The organism is Sulfurimonas sp. (genome assembly GCF_027056685.1).
Lineage (GTDB): Bacteria > Campylobacterota > Campylobacteria > Campylobacterales > Sulfurimonadaceae > Sulfurimonas.
This window is the reverse complement of record NZ_JALUKE010000027.1, coordinates 1-20,616: the sequence shown is the minus strand read 5'-3', so window position 1 is coordinate 20,616 and position 20,616 is coordinate 1. Positions and strand designations below refer to the sequence as shown.

The following is a 20,616-nucleotide window of genomic DNA, read 5'->3' as shown; positions in this document are numbered from 1 at the left end:
TAAATTTTATATGAATTACTGTTATTATGCGCGTATGAATTACGAAACTGTTACCTTTGATACATTGCAAAATAAAAAGAATGTTTTTTTGACAGGTGGCGCTGGGGTGGGTAAAACGACCATCACTCGTCATGTTATAAAGATGTATGAAAATGAAGCAAAAAAAGTTGCTAAGCTTGCTTCAACGGGTATGGCCGCTACTTTGATAAATGGGCAGACACTTCACAGTTTTTTTGACCTTGGCATCGCCTCAGATGTAGATGAACTACAAAAAAATGGCAAATATGAGATAAAGAAAAAGAGTAAAAAGCTTATTTCAAATATGGATCTAATAGTAATCGATGAGATTTCTATGGTGAGTGAATCTCTGTTTGAGATGATAGCGCTGCGCTTAGAACAGGCTGCGTTTGATGGAGTGCTTTTAGTAGTAGGTGATTTTTTACAGCTACCGCCTGTAGTGCGTGGATATGGTGAGGTGAAATTTGCTTTTGAATCTCCTCTATGGGCTGCGTTTGAGTTCACAAAAATAGAGCTGACACATATCTATCGTACCGATGACATTGCGTTTATTGAGCTGCTAAACGCAGTGCGTTTTGGGCATATAGATGAGCAGATACACAATCATCTTAATGAGTTCATTCATCCATTGCCAGAAGATTTGAGTGCTTTTACCTTTTTGTTTGGCAAAAATATCTCCGCACAAAGACACAACAAAACCCAGCTTGAGTTCATAGATGAGGAGCTTCAAAGTAGGGAAGTGCAAGTCATAAAACACCTAAAATCAGTACAAGAGAGAGAAATAGAGCGTTTTATGGAAGATGCCAGAATAGAAAAAGAGCTCCTCTTTAAGGTTGGTGCACCTGTACTTTTTACAAGAAATTCATGGAACTACTTTAACGGTGAGCGCGGTATTGTAGTCAATGCCGATGAGAGCTGCGTTTATGTGCAAAAAGCTGATGGTAAAGTGATAAAACTAGAGAGCGTTGCACAAAGTAAAACGCAGTGGAAGGAAAAAACAATAAAAGGGAAAAAAGAGATGGTTGAAGAGGAGCTTTTTACTCTCTATCAGTACCCTATAAAGCTTGCTTTTGCCATTACCATTCATAAATCACAGGGAATGAGCATAGAAGATTTGATAATTGAGACAAATGAGATATTTGCCCCCTCACAGTTCTATGTAGCACTTTCGCGTTCAAGCAACCCTGCAAGACTCACGCTCATTGCGCCGAAAAAACAGTGGTATGAATTGGCTTTTGTAAATAAAAAGGCGATGGAGTTTGTGGCGGAAAATAAAGCGTGTTAAGGCGAGTAGACAGCGGTGTGCTTTTTATGCTCGCTTCGGCACTTATTTCTGCCTTTAATGGCGCTATTACAAAGATACTTGCGGAAGATATTTCTGCTTTAGAAATTGTCTTTTTTAGAAATCTTTTTGGGATATTTCTGATTTTGTATGCGCTTAAACACACCCCTGCTAAGCTAAGTGGTGGAAAATTTCATCTACTTTTTTTACGGGGCTTTTTAGGCTTTAGTGCGATGATTCTGTTTTTTTATACCATCACGGTAATTCCTCTTGGTGAAGCAATTACGCTAAATAAAACTTCGCCTTTTTTTGTTACTATTTTAGCCTTTTTTCTGCTCAAAGAGCATTTAAGCAGGAGGGTAATAGCGGCTCTATTTATAGGATTTATGGGAACAGTTTTGATTACAAAACCATTTGCCATGAGTTTTTCATATGTGCATTTTTTAGGGGTGTTAGGTGGTTTTTTTGCGGCAGCCGCCTATACGACTATTAAAAAAATAAAAGATATATATGATTCGAGAGTTATTGTTCTCTCTTTTGTTATGGTGGGTGCTTTTTTGCCTTTTGTACTTTTTTTACTTGCGGGCTATGTCGATGTACCCCACTCTTTGGGGTTCTTATTTCCTGTATTTGTTGTGCCAAGTGGTTTGAAAATTTGGTCACTTATTTTACTTATGGCACTCATATCAACACTTTCACAATGGCTGCTTACTAAGGCATATAGTGCTAAAAATTTGAGTGTAATAGGGGTTGTTAGTTATACAAATATTCCTTTTGCTATAGGTTTTGGATGGATGCTTGGAGATAAATTTCCAGATATTCTTACTTTCGCAGGTATTTGTCTAATAATTCTTGGTGGGGTTTTTGTGAGTAAAAAGTGATTTATGTGATAGATTATTAAGTAGAATTGTTATATAATAACAATTATTCTTTAAAAATGGGAGAAGAAGAAGTGTCACAAGATTCTAAAAATATTGACATATCTATCAATGACCTGCCCGATAATGTTGTTATTTACAGGTATATAGATGGGAATTTTGTATTTGTAGATTTGAATGAAAATGCAAAAAAATCAGATAATTTAGACTCTGATGTAATTGGAAAAAAAATTACAGATGTTTTTGATATAAATTTAGATAATAACCTATTAGAAAAGCTTTTCAGTGTTTACTTCTTGGGTGAAATGCAAAAACTCGAGGTAAAAGAGTACAAAAACAGTGGCATAAAATTTTGGCGTTTTTATACAATTAAAAAATTGAAAAATGATGATTTAGTTGTCTTTTAGCAAAATAAAAATAGAGAACTTGTTAATAAACTACAGCGGATTAAAGAACAAAATAGGCACTTTAAAAATGCCCTTATAAAACTTGTACAGATAGAATTTGATAATCTTTCTAAAACTTTTAAAAAAATATTAAAAATTACAAATAAATCATTGTCTGTATCACGCTCAAGTATCTGGCTCTATAAAAAAGAAAAAGGAGTTCTTGAGTGTGTCGGAGTTTATTCAAAGAAAAATAAATATTTTACGAATAATAAAACAATTCAGATAGAAATTCCACAAAAGTGTATTGAAAAATTTGAATTAAAACTTCCTATTTTATTGGACGCTAAAAATAAAAAGAACTTACTATGTGCATCTTTTTATAAATACATGAAACTCTCTGAAAGTTCGTCATTTTTACTTACGCCTTTTTTAACGAATGGAAAGGTTATAGGCATAATGGTAAATGCTTCAAAAAAAGATTCTCATAAATGGAATAAAAGTGAAATAGATTTTTCTGTATCAGTTGCCAGCACTATATCTCTAAATATTGAGGTGCAAAAGCGTAAGGAGAGTGAACTGAAATTTAAGCAAATTGCAGAGATTAGTTTTACGGGTTTTTTTATTTATAATGATAAGTTTATTTATGTAAATAAAGCATTTGAATCAATGACAGGGTATAGTTTATCTGAGTTGAAAAATATAAATCCATGGGAATTATGTCTTGAAGAGGACAGGCCAGAGATTAAAAATTCGGTAAGTCGACGTCTTTTAGGAGAAAAGTTTTTCAAAGAGTACAGTGATGTGAAAATAATTAAAAAAAATGGCGAAATTTGTTTGATGCGAATTGCTGTTGATACTATTATGCACAAAGGAAAATATGTAGGTGCAGGTAGTGTTGTAGATATTACAGAAATAGTGAAACAAAAAGAGAAAGTGACACTTTTAGCCAAAGCACTTGAATATACAGATAAACTTGTGTTAATTACAAATTTAAGTGGGCATATTATTTATGTAAATGAAGCTTTTACCAAGCTCTCTGGTTATTCACGCGAAGAACTTATTGGCTCTAAGCCAAGCATGTTAAAATCTAAAGTAAAAGATGAGACATTTTATAGAAAAATGTGGGATACCATACTTTCAGGTAAGATGTATCATGATGTAATAGTAGATAAGAGTAAAAGTGGTGAAGAGTTTTATATTGAATTTAATATTGCACCTATATTTGGTAAAGAAAATAAAATAGAATATTTTATTTGTACGGGTTCTGATGTCAGCAATAGAATTAAAGTTGAAAATAGATTGAAGCAATTAGCTACTATTGACAGTCTCACAAAGGTTTATAACCGCTATAAAATAAATGAAATCATAGAACATCAAATTGCTAGTTCTAAAAGATATGGGGAAATTTTTTCTTTGCTAATGTTTGATATTGACTATTTCAAAAGAATCAATGATACATATGGACATTATGTTGGGGATTTGGTTTTAAAGAAGTTGAGTGAACTTATTGTAAGTAATATTAGAGAAGTGGATAATTTTGGTAGATGGGGTGGGGAGGAGTTTATGCTTTTACTTCATAAAGCTAATCAAGCTGAAGCAATGTATATTGGTGAAAAAATACGTAGAATTGTTGAAAAATTTAGTGTAGATAATTTATATAAAATTACAATTAGCGTGGGTGTTTGTACATTTGCTAAAAATGATACAAAAAAAATGCTTCTTGAGAGAGTGGATAAAGCTTTATATTTATCAAAAGAAAATGGTAGGAATAAGGTCACATTTAAGTGAAATTAGTTATATAAAGTTAGATAACATATAAATATTAGAATAAGTAGTGTATAATATTCGTATGAAAAATATTGCGTTGCAAGCTTATACAGATAATAGTTGTAAACAACTCTTAGAATTCACTAAGCTCATGGAAGTCTCTAGTGTAGTCCTATTTAGCTGTATAATTGATTATGAGTGTGAACTTAATTATATAACTGAAAATGTCTCACAGTTTGGTTACTCTAAAGAGGATTTTTTATCACATAAGATTCATTATAAATCCATAATTCACGATGCAGATATAGACTTTTTTTTAAAATCCTTAGAAGATAGTCTTAGAAGTAGTAAGAGAAAATTTTCTTTGCTACATAGAATTATAACAGCAGATGGCACTATTCGATGGCTTGATGTTAAATTTTTAGTAGAGCGTGATGAATGGGAGAGTGCCAGAAGTCTTTATGGAACTATTAATGATATTACTGATATTGTTGAAAAAGAGAATAAAGTTAAACTTCTTGCACAGGCACTAGAGCAGAGTGATAGTTTAGTTTTTATTACTGACGGTAATGGAATTATCAGTTATGTGAATGATTCTGTAATTCAGAATTCTGGTTATAGTAGAGAAGAGCTGATTGGTTCTAAAACAAGTATTTTTAAATCAGGAAAGCATAATAAAGAGTTTTATCGCAATTTATGGCATACAATTTTGTCTGGACAAAACTATAATAATATTATAATAAATAAGAAGAAAAATGGTGAACTCTATTATGTAGATACGAGTATTACTCCTATTGAGGATGCGTATACAAAGAGTAAAAATTTTGTAGTAAGTGCAAAAGATGTCACAATACAGATGCAGCTTGAGAAAAAACTTGAGAATCTAGCCACAACTGATAGTCTGACACAGATTTATAACAGATATAAAATTAATGCAGAGATAGAGTTACACATAGCAAGGTCTAAACGCAGTAATACACCCTTTTCACTTCTTATGTTCGATATTGACCATTTTAAAAATATAAATGATACCTATGGTCATTATGTAGGAGATGTTGTTTTAAAAGATCTGACACAGCTCATTAAAAAGAGTATACGACAGGTGGATTCTTTTGGTAGATGGGGTGGAGAGGAGTTTATGCTTATTCTTGACGGTACGAATAAAGAAGAGGCACTTAATGTTGCTCAAAAAATTCGCGCTCTTGTTGAGAAGACTGCCATGTCTGGTCATTATAATATTACCGTTAGCATAGGAGTTGTACAGTATATAGTACCTGAACAAAAGTCTGCGTTATTAGAGAGGGTTGATCAGGCCTTGTATGAGGCCAAAGAGGGAGGACGAAACCAAGTTGCATACCGATAAATATATAAAGTTGTTTTTGATTAGTTTTATGATGTTAGTTACATTGAGTGCCTGTGTATCTCATCAAGATAAGGGGTACTACAATCGAGCAAATAAAGCGAGTGAGAAGGCTTTAGATAAGTTGGACAGAGAGTAGATTCTCTGTCCTTTAAAAAAAGAGTCTCTTATAACTCAGATTCGTGTTTTGCAAGATACTCAGCAACACCTTCAGCGTCTGCTTTCATACCTTCATCACCTTTTTGCCAACCAGCAGCACATACTTCACCGAACTCGTCAGTAAATTGTTGTGCATCAATCATTCTTAACATCTCATCAACATTTCTTCCAAGTGGAAGGTCATTTACAACTGCGTGACGAACAATACCGTTGTTGTCAATTAAAAATGAACCACGAAGTGCAACAGCATCATTTAAAAGTACATCATAATCACGAGCGATGTTTTTAGTAAGGTCTGCAACTAATGGGAAGTTAATGTGTCCAATACCACCTTTTTCAACTGGAGTTTCTCTCCAAGCAAAATGTGAAAATTGTGAATCTACAGAGATACCTACAACATTTACACCACGGCTTTGAAACTCGTCATGTCTATGTGAAAATGCAATGATTTCTGATGGGCAAACAAAAGTAAAGTCTAATGGGTAAAAGAATACAACTGTACCTTTTTCACCGAAATTTTCACTTAATTTAAAATCTTCAACGATTGATCCGTCTGCTAAAACTGCAGTAGCTGTAAAATCTGGAGCTGGGTTTGTTACTAACATATATTTGTCCTTGTATATTAAATTTATAAGCTGATTTTATCTAAAGTATCTTAACAAAGTTCTGAACACAAAGAAGAACACTTATATGTTAAAGAAAAGTTTTATATTTTTGGTTATAATTGCAACGATTTATGGAGCTTGACTCTGTACTTCAATAAGGAAAATCGATGACGAAAGAGTATATATTTACTTCAGAGTCTGTAACAGAAGGGCACCCTGATAAGATGGCAGATCAAATCAGTGATGCAGTTTTGGATTATATTATTGAAAATGATAAAAATGCGAGAGTGGCGTGTGAAACTCTCGTGTCTAATGGTTTTTGTGTAATTGCAGGCGAACTGAAGACTACGGCGTATGCGCCAATGCAAGAGATTGCAAGAGAAGTTATTCAAAGTATTGGATATACAGATGCAACTTATGGATTTGATTACCGTTCTGCGGCAGTTTTAAATGGAATAGGGGAGCAGTCACCCGATATTAATCAGGGAGTTGACCAAGCAGGTGGCGAGACAGGTGCTGGTGATCAAGGTTTGATGTTTGGTTACGCTTGTCGTGAAACAGATGTTTTGATGCCTCTTCCTATCCATTTGGCACACCGTTTAACACAACGACTGGCGTATGTTCGTAAAGAGGGAATAGTGCCTTATTTGCGTCCTGATGGTAAGGCACAAATCAGTGTAAAATACATTGATGATAAGCCTGTATCTGTTGAAACTGTTGTTATCTCTACGCAACATCATGAGGGGATTTCACAAGAGTTGATTCGCCAAGATATGATTAAAGAGGTCATAAAAGAGGTCATTCCTGCAGATATGTTAAGTGAAGAGACTGTTTTTCACATTAATCCAACTGGAAAATTTGTAATAGGTGGACCACAAGGTGATGCAGGGCTTACAGGGCGTAAGATAATTGTTGATACTTATGGTGGTAGTTGCCCTCATGGTGGTGGGGCATTTTCGGGAAAAGATCCGACCAAGGTTGATAGAAGTGCTGCATATGCAGCTCGCTGGGTTGCCAAAAATCTTGTAGCTTCGGGTGCATGTGATAGAGTAACCATCCAAGTAGCCTATGCTATTGGTGTCGTGCAACCTGTTTCTATTATGGTAGATACACATGGTACGGGAAAAGTTTCAGAAGATAAAATAGAGAGCTGTATCAAGGATATTTTTGACCTCTCTCCTGCTGGAATTATTAAATCACTTGATTTATTAAAACCAATATATAGAAAAACGGCAGCTTATGGACACTTTGGACGAGAAGAAGATGGCTTTAGTTGGGAGAAAACGGATAGAGTTGACGAGATTAAAAGCTATTTAAGCATTTAATTTTTAAAATTATATGTAACTAAAAGCTACATATTTTAGATATATAAAGAGTTTTTAGCTATATTTAAAATTCTAAAGTGTATAGTTACCTTGATAAAAAAATAGGAGAAGATAATGGCAGTAATTATTGGTGATACTTGTATTAACTGTGGTGCTTGTATAGACGAATGTCCAGTAGAAGCAATTGTAGATGAAGATGACAATCCAACAGGTGAAGAAATTTACTATGTTTATGGTGATAAATGTGTAGAGTGTGTTGGTCATCATGATGAACCAGCATGTGCAACTGCATGTCCAACTGAGGGTTGTATCACTTGGGATGCTGTTGGTGATTCTCCAGAGCATCGTGAAGATATTACTGATGAGCAACGCTCAAATCACGAACCAGTGGTAGAATAGTAATATTTTTATTCTGTAAAGTGCCAATTTGGTGCTTTACAACTCTCTCTTTATAAACTTCAAACGCAGTAAATCAACTCAATTTTCTTATTTAAACTAAAAACAATTTTTTTTCAGGTATAATTCCACTCTAATTTTATATTTTCAGAGGAGATTTGATGGAACGTACACTATCAATAATCAAACCAGATGCAGTTGCAAAAGGTGTTATAGGCAAAATTTTAGACCGTTTTGAAAGCAATGGTCTTCGTATCGCTGCGACTAAAAAACTTCAATTATCACGTGCAGATGCAGAGGCATTTTACGCAGTTCATGCTGAGAGACCTTTCTTCAACGATTTAGTTGATTTTATGATCAGTGGTCCAGTTGTTGTTACAGTTTTAGAAGGCGAAAACGCAATGCAAAAAAATCGTGATTTAATGGGTGCAACAAACCCTAAAGAAGCTGAAGCTGGTACAATCCGTGCAGACTTTGCTGAAAATATAGATGCAAACGCAGTTCATGGAAGTGATTCTGTTGAAAATGCAGCAAATGAAATTGCATTCTTTTTCTCCCAAAGAGAAATTTCTTAAGTTTAATGAAAATTCATTTTTTCTTCTTTTTAGGGTAATTCTATGAGAGTTGTGCTAAGAAAAGTAACATCTACACCATTAGATTTTTCATTAAAATCTAATGAGATAAGCTTCAAAGGTTATTTGGAGTACTATAAGGGAAAGTTAATTTTGCTTAATGCAGATATTAAAGGTTCTTTAAAGACTCAGTGTGATGTTTGTGGAGATGAATTTTGTATGGATTTAAGTGAAAAAGTAGAGTTCCTCATTAGTGATGGACTTTATGAAGATGATGGCAGCCTCGATTTAGATGTTGTAGAATCATTTGATGGGCAGGTGGATATGGAGGAGTTATTAAACTCTGAAATAGAGCTCATTAAAAGTGATTATCACTCGTGTGATAGTTGCAAAGAACAAGATTTAGTGACCTTAGCGGTCTTATAAAATTAAATAAAAGGAAAACATTACTATGGCAGTACCTAAGAGAAGAGTATCTCACTCACGTTCAGCAAAAAGAAGAACACATTACAAAATTTCATTAGCGCGTCCAGTTAAAGACAAAGATGGAACTTATAGATTACCACATCATATTAATCCAACTACTGGTGAGTATAAATAGTTAATGGTTAAGATAGCCATTGATGCAATGGGTGGGGACTTTGGTCCCGAACCAATTGTAAAGGGATGTGTCAAAGCACTTTCAAAGCGTCATTTTACACCTATTCTTGTAGGTAAAAAATCAGAAATTTTACCTCTGTTACCAAAACGTTATAGAGATAAGATTTTAATTGTCGAATGTGATGATGTAATATCTATGAGTGATGCTGCCACAGATGCAGTAAAACGAAAAGATAGTAGCATATATTGCGCTGTAGAACTTGTAAGAAATGGAGAGGCTGATGGTGTTGTCTCAGCTGGACACAGTGGTGCGACAATGACATTGGCGACTTTAAGACTTGGGCGTCTAAAAGGTGTCTCTCGTCCTGCATTGGTAACGCTTATGCCTACCAAATTAAATAGACGCTCTATCTTACTTGATGTAGGTGCAAATGTTGACTCAAAAGCAGTGCATTTAGCAGAATTTGCTGTTATGGGTGGATGTTATGCTGAAGATGTACTTGATATTAAAGAACCTACGATTGGACTCCTTGCAAATGGGGAAGAGCCATCAAAAGGGAATGAAGTCACTAAGGCTGCGTTTAAACTCCTAGAAGGTTACCCTGGCTTTAAAGGGAATGTAGAAGGTGGTGATATATTCAATGGAAGTTGTGATGTTATTACTTGCGATGGTTTTATTGGAAATCTTGTTCTTAAAACGAGCGAAGGCGTTGCCTCTACAATTTCAGGACTTATAAAAGATTATATTAAAAAATCACCTATTAGAATTACTGGGGCACTTTTAATGCGTAAAGTTTTCAAACTCCTTAAAAAAGAGATTGATTATGCTGAAGTAGGTGGTGCTCCACTTATAGGAATAAAAGGCTGTGCAATAGTTAGTCATGGCAAGAGTAATGCTAGAGCTATTGAAAACGCTATTTATCAGGCTATTAGTTATGTCGATACAGGCGTGAATGAACATATTATTACACGCCTAGAAGAGTTAAAACAAAAGGATTTATAGATGGCTTATGCAGCTTTTAGATCAATTGGTGCTTATGTACCTGAGAAAATATTAACAAATAGTGATTTATCAAAAATGGTTGATACTTCGGATGAGTGGATTACAAAAAGAACAGGTATAAAAGAGCGCCATATTGCGGCTGACACTGAATTTACAAGTGATTTAGGCGTTAAAGCTGCACAAAAAGCACTGAAAAGAAGTGGCGTTGCACTAGAAGATATTGATCTTGTTGTGACCGCTACAATTTCACCTGATTATTTTTGTATGCCATCCACTGCAACAGTTATTGCAAACAAACTAGGCATTAAAGGTGCAACTGCGTTTGACATTACTGCTGCATGTACTGGATTTATCTATGCACTCTCTATTGCAAAAGCATTTATTGAATCTGGAATGAAAAAAAATGTTCTTATAGTAGGGGCTGAAAAACTCTCTGCTATTACAGACTACACTGATAGAGGAACTTGTATTTTATTTGGTGATGGGGCAGGTTCTGCTGTTATCTCCGCTACAAATAACAAAGAGGAAGCTATTATTGACATTAATACTGGTGCAGATGGAGAGTATGCAGATTTGCTTATGACTCCAAATGGTGGTACAGGTTCTGCTCATGACTCTCTTGACGGGGAAGCTGGTAGTTGTTTTATGCAGATGAAAGGGAATGAAACTTTTAAAGTGGCAGTACGAACATTGACTAAAGATGTAAAAGAGATTTTAGAAGATAATAATATTAAAAGTGAAGATATTAAACATTTTATTCCACATCAAGCAAATTTGCGTATTATTAAAGCAGTTGGTGATGCTCTGAATATGAGAGAAGATCAAGTTGTAATTACTGTTGAAAAATATGGTAATACATCAGGGGCTTCTATTCCAATGGCGATTAATGACCTTTATGAATCTGGCAAACTTCAATCGGGTGAAATAATGCTTCTTGATGCCTTTGGTGGAGGGCTTACTTGGGGAAGTGCTTTAATTCCATTTGTACCAAGTAAATAGTTTAAAAAAAGTTTACTAACTTTTATTGCTTAATGCATGGAACAGATTTTTATAAAATAGTTCTTCTTTAGGCAACTCCAAATTTGATTCTCGTAACTTTTCTCCCCACATCGGGTTTGGAAAGTAACTATCTTCCTTGTATCTTGCCATAACATGAATATGGACACGAGGAAGCATATTTGCAAATGATGCCATATTAATTTTATGGGGTTTGTAATATTTTTTCATCTCTTCTTCGACAATATAATATATTTCCCATAACTCTAAACGCAGTGCTTTTGGCATATCACCTAGCTCTCTGTAGGGCTCTTTAGAAAATATTTTAATCCAAGGGATTTCACTTTTCTCTTTTTCTATGTAAAAATGGGAGTTTTCGTATATAATTAAATTTTTCATAGGTTCATTATATCAAAATTTTATGGAGTCTATGGAGTTTATTGTGTTTACTAAGTTTGGAGAAATGTTCCAAAAGAGGAACATTTTAAGAGTGAAGGAGTTTTTAGTCTCTGTTTCTGTTGCGGTTAGAACTACTTCTGTTACCTCTGTAGCCACCGCCATCACGGCTAGAATTACTACGGCTACGATTACCACCGGAACGGTTACGGTTGTTGTTTCCACGGTAACCACCACGACCACCTCGTCTGTTATTGTCGTTGCGTTTAGAAGCTCGTTCTAAAATAGCGACAAGTTTATCAGCAGGAATACCAATATTACTTGGTCCCTTGATATCTTGTTTATCTAAAATCATAGAGATTAGTTTAAACATAATAGTCTCTTCATCAATATCATCTCTCAATTTTTCAATAACTGTATGTGCTTCATCATAAATTTTTTGATTTTCAATATTTGTTACAATTTTATCAATTGTAGTGGTACGCAAATCAGTTTTGCTTGGAACAAATGCGTGTTCCATAGAAGTACCCACTTTTTTCTTAATGCGTTGTAACTCTTTAAACTCTAATGGAGTTAAAAGTGTGATTGCCTTTCCTTTTGTACCTGCACGACCAGTTCTACCGATACGGTGAACATAACTCTCTGGGTCAAATGGAATATGGTAGTTAAACACATGTTCAATATTGTTTACATGAATACCACGAGCAGCAACATCAGTAGCAACAAGAACTTTTATAGAGTCATTTTTAAACCCTTTTATAACAGTCTCGCGTTGGCGTTGCTCCATGTCTCCATGAAGACCATTTGCAAGGTAACCAGCATTGCTCAAAACATTTGAAAGTCTATCTACTTCCGATTTTGTACGACAAAATACAACTGCTTTTTTAGTCCCCTCAGAATCCATAAGACGGATAATAGCATCATCACGCTCATGCTCATCAATTACATAGTAGAGTTGCTCAATGTCTGTGTTTGTTGTTTCACCTTTAGTGATAGAGATGAACTCAGGGTCTTTCAAAATTTTTGCAGCGAGTGTTTTGATTGGTTGTGGCATAGTTGCTGAAAAAAGAAGTGTTTGACGCTTTGTTGGAAGATATGAAAATATTTCATTAATATCATCTAAAAATCCCATATCAAGCATTTCATCAGCTTCATCAAGAACAACCATACTTGGTGCAAAGTTATTAAGCATACCTCGTTTAAGAATGTCGAGCATTCTACCTGGTGTTGCAACAACTACTGATGCCCCTCTACCTATAAGGTCAAGTTGGCGTTTGTATGAGCTACCACCATAAACAGTAACAGTTTTTACACCTAAGTTACGACCATATTTAAAAATTTCATCACTTACTTGTGTTGTAAGTTCGCGAGTTGGTGTGATTACTAAAAGCTCAACGCTTCCATCTAGTTTCATGTTATTAAGTGCTGGAAGACTAAACGCAGCTGTTTTACCAGTACCAGTATGAGCTTGTCCAACCATATCGCGACCTGCTAAAACAACAGGAATAGCTTGTTCTTGAATTGGTGAAGGTACAGTAAAACCTGCAAATTTTACGCTTTTTAATATCTCTGGTTTTAAACCTAATGAATCAAAAGTGATTGTCGGTTCTTCTATTTGTGTTTCTTCTATTTGTGCATTTTCTTGCATCATTATCCTTTGTGGCTTTAAGTAGCCTTTTTATATATAAGGAGATGACGCAAGTTCTCTAAAATGTACTCAGGTCTATCAGGGCATCTTCCCCTCAAGTGCCAGTCCATAATAAATAGTATATTATGCTATCTATGATATGGACTGGCACTTAAATATTTGTGGAATTATAGCGAAATATTTCTAAGTTTTCATTAAAAATAGAAATGTTACTAATTAATTTAATTTATAATGTTACAAAAGACAATAAAAGATATAATAAAGAAAAAATATTAGGATGATGTATGGATCTGAATATTCTGTTAATTGCAAGTGCCTTGCTTCTTATTGCACTGTTGGTGTTTGTGATTCTTTATGTAAAAGAGCTTTCTGTAAATAAAATACTAATCAAAAAGGTACAAGAGTTTACAGCATTGGAGCAGGAGTATAAAAGTTTAGAAATAGATTATGCTGTGTTAAATACAAGATATGAAAATGAGATGTACTACTCAAAAGAGAAAATAGAGACACTTAAACGCACAAAAGAGGAGTTGTCACAAGAGTTTAATATGCTTTCAAATAAGATTTTTGATGAAAAATCAAAAGAGTTTGGAGCCTTAAACAAAGAGCAACTTGAGTTACTTTTAACACCTTTTCGGGAGCAGGTGGCAAATTTTTCTAAACAATCACGCCAACAGTTTGAAGTAGATATTAAAGAGCGTTTTTTACTTAAAGATGAACTACTGCGTTTACAAAAGATGAATGAGCAACTCTCACAAGAGGCGCTTAACCTTACAAAAGCACTAAAATCTGAAAACAAAATGCAGGGAAACTGGGGTGAGCTTGTTTTAGAAAATATTTTGGAACAATCAGGCTTGAGAAAAGGCGTGGAGTATGAACTCCAAGCAACACTAAAATCAGATGAAAATAGAACATATAGACCAGATGTCATCATTCATATGCCACAAAATAGAGATATTATTATTGATTCAAAAGTTTCACTTGTGGCGTATGAGCGTTTTGTAAACGCAGAGGATGAGGCAGCCAAAAAGAGAGCACTTCGTGAGCATATAGTAAGTATTTCTGCGCATATTAAAGAACTTTCTAACAAAGAGTATGAAAAATTGCAAGGGGTAAATACACTTGATTTTGTACTTCTTTTTATGCCAATCGAAGGAGCATTTTTACTTGCGCTTGAAGAGGATGGTGAATTTTTTAAGCGTGCTTATGAGAGTCAAATACTTGTAGTATCTCCTTCGACGCTCCTTGTTACTCTTCGAACCATAGAACATATTTGGCGTACACAAAGACAGGAAGAACATGCACAAAAAATAGCTAAAGAGGCTGAAGCGATGTATGACAAGCTAGTGCTTTTTGTGGAGGAGATGCAAAATATAGAAGCGCATCTAAACAAAGCCCACGATGCCTATGATAAAGCGATGAATAGACTTAGCAACGGAAAAGGAAATGTTATAAAAAGAGCACAAAATATGAAAGAGCTAGGCTTGAAGCCTAAAAAGGAACTTTCACTTAAGAGCGAAGAATCTTAAGCTGCAAATCCTAGGGCTCTAGTATGGACATATCTTGTAGAAAGATTTTCCATTCTATTTGATACCCATAAGGCAATAGGTAAAACTGCTAAAAAAGCAAATGAATAGTCAACATTCATTATGTAAGAGACAAAACTAAACGCAATGATGGGGATTAAAACAAAAAAGAGCCCAATTATAAGTTTGATTTTTAATTTGATTTTTGTCTCGAAATCAGATTTAAGACCAATGACACATCCAAGCGGATTATCTTGAAAATGTTGTAACTCTTTTTCTAAGTTGAACTCTTTGTGCTGTTGCTTATACTTGTTTTCTGTTTGTGAAAATGTACTTTTAATTTGATCACATAAGAATTTATCAGTAGTGTCCAAAAAAAGTTTTACCATATTTTTCATGTGAGTTCCTTATTTTAATAATAAAATTATAACATAATTCTTTTTTCGATATGATAATGAAAACACAATATAAGGAAGCAGATGCAAATTCAAACACGCTACAATTATGAAAAAAAATGGACTTTAACAGATGAAGATGAGCTTCTTAAAATTATTGAAGAAGAGATAGGTGATGCAGATACAAAAGGGACGCTACGCTATGTAAAAGAGGTTATAGCTGAGGGTAAAGAGATAACTATTGGTTCGTGTAAATTTAGAAAACAACAACTGCAGGAGAAATAAAAATGCCTACATATCCAGATATTGCCAAACTGCTTTTACGTGTTACACTTGGATCTTTGCTTTTAGCACATGGTATTCATAAATTAATCCATGGCATAGGTGGAGTGCACGCTCTAGTCGTTTCTGCTGGCTTGCCTGCATTTTTTGCCTATGGTGTTTATGTGGGAGAGCTTATTGCTCCTTTGTTTGTTATTTTAGGACTTTATGGACGCATCGCTTCAGGTGTTGTTGCGTTTAATATGTTGATGGCTATCTATCTTGCTTATGGATTTCATCTCTCATTTACAAAATATGGTGCATTTAGTTTTGAAACACCGCTTATGTTTTTTGTAATGGCATTAGTGATTGTGCTAATAGGAACTGGGCGATATGGGGTAAACTCAAAGTAAAACTAAGGATGTTTTACTTTTATAGTTGAATTAAGGCTCCATCCAATGACAAGCATAAATAAAATAACACCGCCAGCAGGTAAAATAGCATAAGTGTTGAGTAAATATGTCAGCCATAAAAGTATAGCTCCAAGAGGAGTGGGAACACCTGTAAAATAGTTTTCAACTTCTCCTGCATCTGCATTTATATTAAAATGTATAAGGCGGCGTAGACCAGAGATAACATAGTATATACTTACAACTGCAGCAATAATGAGCCAAAATCCGCTAAGTGATGGAGCATATGAGGCTTGAAAGATTAGAAACACAGGAACAAGGACAAAACTTAAAAAGTCTGCAAAGCTGTCGAGTTGAATGCCAAATTCATTTGAGAGATTATATTTTCGAGCAATCTTTCCATCAAAAATATCAAATGCGCCACCAATCCACGCTAAAATAATTGCAAGAACAAAATTGTTTTGTGTGATAAAGTAAGTTGCCATAAGTCCAGCCGCTATATTTACAAAAGTAAAAAGATTGGCTAGATTAAAATGAGAAGTGGGTGTCCATAAAAATTTCATACTCTTCCTTAGTGATTATTAATAGGTAATTATAGCAAATGGATATAAACAGAGAAATAAAATATATATAGTAATGATATTTATTATCATTAATAAGTAAAATATAAGTTGATACTGGTTATCATTTCTGAAAATTATTTAGGAATATAGAAATGAAGCTTACTAAAAGTGTATTGATAACGCTGAATATAGCTTGTCTCACTGCAACTTTAACTGCGGAGGAAGTTACGCCAAGAAAGCGCTTACACTCTGTAAAAGAGGTAATGGGGCAAGTCTCAAAGATGCAAGATAAGAATGTATCTATGGTAGATAATTTTAAGCATATGTTCAAAGATGCAAAGGTGTCAGGACAATTTAAAACAATGTATGCTGGATATAAGCAAAAAGAGAGTGGAGTTGCAAATAATTATGCAACAGCTATAGGTGGAATATTAAAGTATGAGTTGGCAAAACTCAATGGCTTTAATGCTGGCGTTGCAGTTTACACTTCTCATGATATTCCTCTTGCAAGTGGGGAAAATGAGGCACATAATGATGAGCTCTCTTCATCAAAAGGAGAATATACAACAATAGGAGAAGCATATATTAACTATATGCATGAAAATTTTAATTTTAGAGCTGGTCGCCAGCAGTTAGATACTCCCCTTGCAGACAGTGATGACATCAGAATGGTACAAAACAGTTTTGAAGCGTATGTGGCTAGTTATGAACTTAGCGGATTTCATCTTATGGCAGGACGCATAAATAATTGGCAGGGTTATGATGCCGATTTGGACGAGGGTTGGAGCGGTACTGGAAAAAATGGAACAAACTTCGCAGGAGTAAGTTACAATGATATTTATGAGCTTAATGCCTGGTTTTACAACATTACAGGACAAACAAATGCCAGCTATTTTGATACAGGCATAAATTATCCTCTTACCAAAAAGGTGAATCTGCACGCAATGGTACAACTTTTAAAAGAAGATGAACTCTCAAGTAGTGGATATGATGCAGATGTTTACGGTGGAATGTTGGAGTTTGTATTTGGTGGTCTTGGCGTAAACTTTGCCTACAATAGCTGTGATGCTTCTCATGGCAATAAATTCTTTTTAGGAACAGGTGGAGGCTCACTTTTTACAAGTATGGATACAATGACAATAGATGTAATAGCAGCAGATAGAAAAGCTCAGGCTATTGTTAGTGGAATATCGTATAATTACGATAATTTTAATCTTCTTTACGCTTATGGTGATTTTTTTGGTGATAAAGACAGCCTAAACATTAAAGCTCATATTAGGGAACAAGATATTGGATTTGAATACAATGTAAATGATGAGTTTATCCTCAGTGGTGTGTATGTGATTGAAGAAGATAGACAAAGCAGCGTAAAAACAGATAATGACTGGAACCGTGCGCAGGTAATGCTACATTATAATTTTTAAAAAGAGAGTCAAATGAAAAATTTATTAGATTGTGACAGAGGTGAAAAAGTAAAAGTTTCCAAGCTAAACGCAGCGTATGATTTGAAACAGAGACTTATCTCTTTTGGTATTATGAAAGATGCTGAGTTAGAAGTATTGGCACAGGCTCCACGCAAAAAGACTATTGAGGTTAAGGTGGGCAAAATGCGTTTGGCACTTCGCTCTGAGGAAGCTGCGCAAATAGAGGTAAAAAAGATATGAAAGCGAGCAATGAAAAAATAGTTTGCCCAATAACTGCTAAACACATCAAAGTAGCACTTGTTGGACAACCAAATGTTGGAAAAAGTATGCTCATCAACTCGGTGAGTAATGCCCATCTGCATGTTGGAAATTTTTCTGGTGTAACGGTTGATAAAACAGAAGTGCTTTTTGATTATAAAGATTATAAATTTACAGTTGTTGATTTACCTGGAACTTATGCGTTTACTGATTATACAATAGAAGAGAGAGTCACACATAATTATTTATGTGCCGAAGAGTATGACATTATTATTAATGTTATGGACTCTACCAATTTAGAAAAAAATCTTCAACTTACTTCTGAGCTACTTACAATGAGTAAAAAACTTGTAATTGCTCTAAATATGAGTGATGAAGCGGATAAAGAGGGAATAGAAGTAAACGCACAATATATGAGTGAACTGCTAAATATTCCTTGTGTAAAAGTCTCGGCAGCTGCAAAAACAGGGATTGAAGAGTTAATTGAGACTGTTGTGAAAAAGTTTGAAGGAGAAAAACAAGAGCCTAAACTTATTTTTAGTGAAGCAGTTGAAGAGGAGATAGAAAATATTGTCTCTTATTTACAAAAGCATAATTTTGAAGCTGTAAATAGCTATAGAAATATAGCAATTAATCTACTCAAAGAGAATAAAAAAACTTATGAGAAACTGCATGAAGAGCCTATATGGACAGAACTTCAGCCTATTGTCATAGAGGCTTCAAAACATATAGAATTGCATCATAATACGGATGATATAAAAGAGGCATTTGCAGAAGAGTACGCTGCGTTTAACCGTGGAATTGTTGCTGAGGTTGTGAAGCAGACGACAATAAAGAGTGAGGCAAAAACATTAACAGAGAAGATAGATGCTCTTTTAATCCATCCTATTTTCGGGATTCCTATATTTCTATTTTTTATGTGGAGTCTGTTTCAATTAACTTTCACACTTGGAAATATTCCAATGGATTGGATAGATGGTTTTTTTACATGGCTTGGAACGACTATAGCTCCAACAATATCAAATGATGATGTACGCTCTTTGGTTGTTGATGGAATTATTGGCGGAGTTGGTGCTGTTGTGCTTTTTACGCCAAATATTATTATTCTATTTATTGGTATTGCACTGCTTGAAACAACGGGTTATATGAGCCGTGTCGCCTTTTTACTCGATGGTTTTTTTCATAAATTTGGTTTGCATGGGCAGAGTTTCATTCCTCTTGTAACAGGTTTTGGTTGTTCCATTCCAGCCTATATGAGTGCGAGAATTTTGAAAAATGACAGAGATAGACTCTTAACACTCTTTATTATTGGTTTTATGTCATGTGGCGCAAGACTTCCTGTATATGTACTTTTTACTGGAGCGTTCTTTGCTCAAAGTATGGCAGGGAATGTCCTTTTTGGTATCTATATTTCAGGTGCAATTTTAGGACTTATATTTGCTAAAATTTTGAAGATTACTGCGTTTAAAGGTGTAGATGAACCATTTGTTATGGAGATGCCAAAGTATAGACTTCCTACTTTTAAACTTATTTGGCATACTGTTTTAACACAAACTATAATGTACCTTAAAAAAGCAGGTACTTTCATTGCTGGTGCTGCTATGATTATTTGGTTTTTAAGTAACTATCCTCATAATACAAATCTCGATAAAATCTATAGTGCAAAGATTGAAAAAAGTGTCAGTGTCAAACAAAAAGCACTTTTAGAAAATCAACTTGCAGAAGCACAATTAGGAGAGAGTTATTTAGGAAGATTGGGGAAATTTACACAACCTATCGTCGCACCACTTGGATTTGATTGGAAAATGAATGTAGCACTACAGGCTGGTTTGGCAGCAAAAGAGGTGGTTGTTTCTACTTTAGGAGTACTCTACTCTATAGGTGGTGATGTGGATGAGTCATCGAAATCTTTGGCAAATAATATTCGTCAAAATATTCCTTTTGCTTCAGCCGTTGCGTTTATAATTGTCATTATGATATATCTACCGTGTTTAGCAGCAACAACTGTTTTTGCTAAAGAGGCAGGAAGTTGGAAGTATGCGTTTTATCTTTTTGTTTTTACTTCTGTGGTAGCATATAGTTTAGCATTTATAGGCTATAGAGTTACACTAATGTTAATGTGATATAATTTGAAAAAAGGTTAAAAAATGTCAGATAAAAAACAAAAAATATTAATGATAGAAGATGATTTAGAACTTGCTGAAATACTTACTGAGTATCTTGAGCAGTTTGCATTTGAAGTTATAACAGAAGATGATCCATTTAAAGCGGTTAGTATTTTAAAACTTGAACCTTTTGATTTAGTTATTTTGGATTTGACACTACCGGGAATGGACGGACTTGAAGTATGTGAGGCTATTCGTGAGCGTCAAGATATTCCTATTA

Annotated in this window: 24 protein-coding genes; 19 read left to right on the top strand and 5 right to left on the bottom strand. The window is 34.5% G+C overall.

Annotation, left to right across the window (positions count from 1 at the left end):
* The first annotated feature begins 10 nt into the window (after positions 1 to 10).
* From MVY38_RS01160 to MVY38_RS01140, 5 genes are all read left to right on the top strand, one after another.
* Positions 11 to 1,303: an ATP-dependent RecD-like DNA helicase gene (locus MVY38_RS01160; protein ID WP_297482593.1), complete on the top strand. Its 1,293-nt coding sequence runs from the start codon at positions 11 to 13 to the stop codon at positions 1,301 to 1,303.
* On the top strand, positions 1,297 to 2,181 hold the full coding sequence (locus MVY38_RS01155; protein WP_297482541.1) for a DMT family transporter: 885 nt from the start codon (positions 1,297 to 1,299) through the stop codon (positions 2,179 to 2,181). Before MVY38_RS01160 ends, MVY38_RS01155 begins: the two co-directional genes overlap by 7 nt.
* A gap of 56 nt (positions 2,182 to 2,237) precedes the next feature.
* Positions 2,238 to 2,585 carry a hypothetical protein gene (locus MVY38_RS01150; protein ID WP_297482539.1) on the top strand — a complete coding sequence of 116 codons (348 nt, stop codon included), beginning with the start codon at positions 2,238 to 2,240 and terminating at the stop codon, positions 2,583 to 2,585.
* A 39-nt stretch (positions 2,586 to 2,624) separates the two neighbouring features.
* A complete protein-coding gene (locus MVY38_RS01145; RefSeq protein WP_366939731.1) occupies positions 2,625 to 4,355 on the top strand; it encodes a diguanylate cyclase in 1,731 nt (576 codons plus the stop codon).
* Positions 4,356 to 4,416: 61 nt separating this feature from the next.
* Complete coding sequence (locus tag MVY38_RS01140) at positions 4,417 to 5,697, top strand: sensor domain-containing diguanylate cyclase (RefSeq protein ID WP_297482536.1); 1,281 nt, start codon at positions 4,417 to 4,419, stop codon at positions 5,695 to 5,697.
* Positions 5,698 to 5,861: 164 nt separating this feature from the next.
* Here MVY38_RS01140 and MVY38_RS01135 read toward each other — a convergent pair whose 3' ends face one another.
* Positions 5,862 to 6,458, bottom strand: a complete 597-nt coding sequence (locus tag MVY38_RS01135) for a peroxiredoxin (protein WP_297482534.1) — start codon at positions 6,456 to 6,458, stop codon at positions 5,862 to 5,864.
* Between the two features lie 167 nt (positions 6,459 to 6,625).
* Between MVY38_RS01135 and metK the strand changes: the two genes are divergently transcribed.
* The 7 genes from metK to MVY38_RS01100 all read left to right on the top strand — a co-directional run bounded on the left by metK (position 6,626) and on the right by MVY38_RS01100 (position 11,353).
* Positions 6,626 to 7,783 (top strand): methionine adenosyltransferase, encoded by a 1,158-nt coding sequence (gene metK, locus MVY38_RS01130; protein ID WP_297482531.1) that lies wholly within the window; start codon positions 6,626 to 6,628, stop codon positions 7,781 to 7,783.
* Positions 7,784 to 7,897: 114 nt separating this feature from the next.
* Entirely contained in the window at positions 7,898 to 8,182 is a 285-nt protein-coding gene (locus MVY38_RS01125; protein WP_297482529.1) for a 4Fe-4S dicluster domain-containing protein, read from the top strand.
* Positions 8,183 to 8,340: 158 nt separating this feature from the next.
* Positions 8,341 to 8,754, top strand: a complete 414-nt coding sequence (gene ndk / locus MVY38_RS01120) for a nucleoside-diphosphate kinase (RefSeq protein ID WP_297433694.1) — start codon at positions 8,341 to 8,343, stop codon at positions 8,752 to 8,754.
* 42 nt (positions 8,755 to 8,796) lie between these two features.
* A complete protein-coding gene (locus MVY38_RS01115; RefSeq protein WP_297482526.1) occupies positions 8,797 to 9,177 on the top strand; it encodes a hypothetical protein in 381 nt (126 codons plus the stop codon).
* Between the two features lie 25 nt (positions 9,178 to 9,202).
* Positions 9,203 to 9,352 carry a 50S ribosomal protein L32 gene (rpmF, locus tag MVY38_RS01110; protein WP_013326319.1) on the top strand — a complete coding sequence of 50 codons (150 nt, stop codon included), beginning with the start codon at positions 9,203 to 9,205 and terminating at the stop codon, positions 9,350 to 9,352.
* Positions 9,353 to 9,355: 3 nt separating this feature from the next.
* Positions 9,356 to 10,354 carry a phosphate acyltransferase PlsX gene (plsX, locus tag MVY38_RS01105; protein ID WP_297482524.1) on the top strand — a complete coding sequence of 333 codons (999 nt, stop codon included), beginning with the start codon at positions 9,356 to 9,358 and terminating at the stop codon, positions 10,352 to 10,354.
* Positions 10,355 to 11,353, top strand: a complete 999-nt coding sequence (locus MVY38_RS01100; RefSeq protein ID WP_297482520.1) for a beta-ketoacyl-ACP synthase III — start codon at positions 10,355 to 10,357, stop codon at positions 11,351 to 11,353.
* Between the two features lie 15 nt (positions 11,354 to 11,368).
* Here MVY38_RS01100 and MVY38_RS01095 read toward each other — a convergent pair whose 3' ends face one another.
* A complete protein-coding gene (locus MVY38_RS01095) occupies positions 11,369 to 11,749 on the bottom strand; it encodes an HIT family protein (protein WP_297482517.1) in 381 nt (126 codons plus the stop codon).
* A 103-nt stretch (positions 11,750 to 11,852) separates the two neighbouring features.
* Positions 11,853 to 13,394, bottom strand: a complete 1,542-nt coding sequence (locus MVY38_RS01090; RefSeq protein WP_297482514.1) for a DEAD/DEAH box helicase — start codon at positions 13,392 to 13,394, stop codon at positions 11,853 to 11,855.
* Between the two features lie 284 nt (positions 13,395 to 13,678).
* Between MVY38_RS01090 and MVY38_RS01085 the strand changes: the two genes are divergently transcribed.
* Entirely contained in the window at positions 13,679 to 14,923 is a 1,245-nt protein-coding gene (locus MVY38_RS01085) for a DNA recombination protein RmuC (RefSeq protein ID WP_297482511.1), read from the top strand.
* Here the strand turns inward: MVY38_RS01085 and MVY38_RS01080 are convergent.
* A complete protein-coding gene (locus tag MVY38_RS01080) occupies positions 14,920 to 15,318 on the bottom strand; it encodes a hypothetical protein (protein WP_297482510.1) in 399 nt (132 codons plus the stop codon). The genes MVY38_RS01085 and MVY38_RS01080 overlap by 4 nt on opposite strands.
* A gap of 81 nt (positions 15,319 to 15,399) precedes the next feature.
* On the opposite strand from MVY38_RS01080, the gene MVY38_RS01075 reads away from it, so the two are divergent.
* Complete coding sequence (locus tag MVY38_RS01075; RefSeq protein WP_297482508.1) at positions 15,400 to 15,600, top strand: hypothetical protein; 201 nt, start codon at positions 15,400 to 15,402, stop codon at positions 15,598 to 15,600.
* A 2-nt stretch (positions 15,601 to 15,602) separates the two neighbouring features.
* Entirely contained in the window at positions 15,603 to 15,989 is a 387-nt protein-coding gene (locus MVY38_RS01070; RefSeq protein ID WP_297482506.1) for a DoxX family protein, read from the top strand.
* 2 nt (positions 15,990 to 15,991) lie between these two features.
* On the opposite strand, the gene MVY38_RS01065 is transcribed toward MVY38_RS01070, so the two are convergent.
* Positions 15,992 to 16,549: a CDP-alcohol phosphatidyltransferase family protein gene (locus tag MVY38_RS01065; RefSeq protein ID WP_297482505.1), complete on the bottom strand. Its 558-nt coding sequence runs from the start codon at positions 16,547 to 16,549 to the stop codon at positions 15,992 to 15,994.
* Positions 16,550 to 16,701: 152 nt separating this feature from the next.
* Between MVY38_RS01065 and MVY38_RS01060 the strand changes: the two genes are divergently transcribed.
* The 4 genes from MVY38_RS01060 to MVY38_RS01045 all read left to right on the top strand — a co-directional run.
* Positions 16,702 to 17,973: a hypothetical protein gene (locus MVY38_RS01060; protein ID WP_297482503.1), complete on the top strand. Its 1,272-nt coding sequence runs from the start codon at positions 16,702 to 16,704 to the stop codon at positions 17,971 to 17,973.
* 12 nt (positions 17,974 to 17,985) lie between these two features.
* The gene (locus MVY38_RS01055) at positions 17,986 to 18,213 is read left to right on the top strand and encodes a FeoA family protein (protein WP_297482501.1); all 228 of its coding nucleotides are present in this window, start codon (positions 17,986 to 17,988) and stop codon (positions 18,211 to 18,213) included.
* The gene (gene feoB / locus MVY38_RS01050) at positions 18,210 to 20,354 is read left to right on the top strand and encodes a ferrous iron transport protein B (RefSeq protein WP_297482499.1); all 2,145 of its coding nucleotides are present in this window, start codon (positions 18,210 to 18,212) and stop codon (positions 20,352 to 20,354) included. Before MVY38_RS01055 ends, feoB begins: the two co-directional genes overlap by 4 nt.
* Positions 20,355 to 20,378: 24 nt before the next feature.
* The coding region (locus MVY38_RS01045; RefSeq protein ID WP_297482497.1) for a response regulator at positions 20,379 to 20,616 on the top strand (238 nt) is incomplete at its 3' end.

What these genes read in the sequence shown, in the direction of transcription:
- MVY38_RS01060 (WP_297482503.1), top strand. Translation starts at nt 16,702, where the DNA reads ATGAAGCTTACTAAAAGTGTATTGATAACGCTGAATATAGCTTGTCTC.
- MVY38_RS01150 (WP_297482539.1), top strand. Translation starts at nt 2,238, where the DNA reads ATGGGAGAAGAAGAAGTGTCACAAGATTCTAAAAATATTGACATATCT.
- feoB (WP_297482499.1), top strand. Translation starts at nt 18,210, where the DNA reads ATGAAAGCGAGCAATGAAAAAATAGTTTGCCCAATAACTGCTAAACAC.
- MVY38_RS01115 (WP_297482526.1), top strand. Translation starts at nt 8,797, where the DNA reads ATGAGAGTTGTGCTAAGAAAAGTAACATCTACACCATTAGATTTTTCA.
- MVY38_RS01095 (WP_297482517.1), bottom strand. Translation starts at nt 11,749, where the DNA reads ATGAAAAATTTAATTATATACGAAAACTCCCATTTTTACATAGAAAAA.
- rpmF (WP_013326319.1), top strand. Translation starts at nt 9,203, where the DNA reads ATGGCAGTACCTAAGAGAAGAGTATCTCACTCACGTTCAGCAAAAAGA.
- MVY38_RS01135 (WP_297482534.1), bottom strand. Translation starts at nt 6,458, where the DNA reads ATGTTAGTAACAAACCCAGCTCCAGATTTTACAGCTACTGCAGTTTTA.
- MVY38_RS01090 (WP_297482514.1), bottom strand. Translation starts at nt 13,394, where the DNA reads ATGCAAGAAAATGCACAAATAGAAGAAACACAAATAGAAGAACCGACA.
- MVY38_RS01065 (WP_297482505.1), bottom strand. Translation starts at nt 16,549, where the DNA reads ATGAAATTTTTATGGACACCCACTTCTCATTTTAATCTAGCCAATCTT.
- plsX (WP_297482524.1), top strand. Translation starts at nt 9,356, where the DNA reads ATGGTTAAGATAGCCATTGATGCAATGGGTGGGGACTTTGGTCCCGAA.
- MVY38_RS01070 (WP_297482506.1), top strand. Translation starts at nt 15,603, where the DNA reads ATGCCTACATATCCAGATATTGCCAAACTGCTTTTACGTGTTACACTT.
- MVY38_RS01125 (WP_297482529.1), top strand. Translation starts at nt 7,898, where the DNA reads ATGGCAGTAATTATTGGTGATACTTGTATTAACTGTGGTGCTTGTATA.
- MVY38_RS01075 (WP_297482508.1), top strand. Translation starts at nt 15,400, where the DNA reads ATGCAAATTCAAACACGCTACAATTATGAAAAAAAATGGACTTTAACA.
- MVY38_RS01085 (WP_297482511.1), top strand. Translation starts at nt 13,679, where the DNA reads ATGGATCTGAATATTCTGTTAATTGCAAGTGCCTTGCTTCTTATTGCA.
- MVY38_RS01055 (WP_297482501.1), top strand. Translation starts at nt 17,986, where the DNA reads ATGAAAAATTTATTAGATTGTGACAGAGGTGAAAAAGTAAAAGTTTCC.
- MVY38_RS01100 (WP_297482520.1), top strand. Translation starts at nt 10,355, where the DNA reads ATGGCTTATGCAGCTTTTAGATCAATTGGTGCTTATGTACCTGAGAAA.
- metK (WP_297482531.1), top strand. Translation starts at nt 6,626, where the DNA reads ATGACGAAAGAGTATATATTTACTTCAGAGTCTGTAACAGAAGGGCAC.
- MVY38_RS01080 (WP_297482510.1), bottom strand. Translation starts at nt 15,318, where the DNA reads ATGAAAAATATGGTAAAACTTTTTTTGGACACTACTGATAAATTCTTA.
- MVY38_RS01140 (WP_297482536.1), top strand. Translation starts at nt 4,417, where the DNA reads ATGAAAAATATTGCGTTGCAAGCTTATACAGATAATAGTTGTAAACAA.
- MVY38_RS01160 (WP_297482593.1), top strand. Translation starts at nt 11, where the DNA reads ATGAATTACTGTTATTATGCGCGTATGAATTACGAAACTGTTACCTTT.
- ndk (WP_297433694.1), top strand. Translation starts at nt 8,341, where the DNA reads ATGGAACGTACACTATCAATAATCAAACCAGATGCAGTTGCAAAAGGT.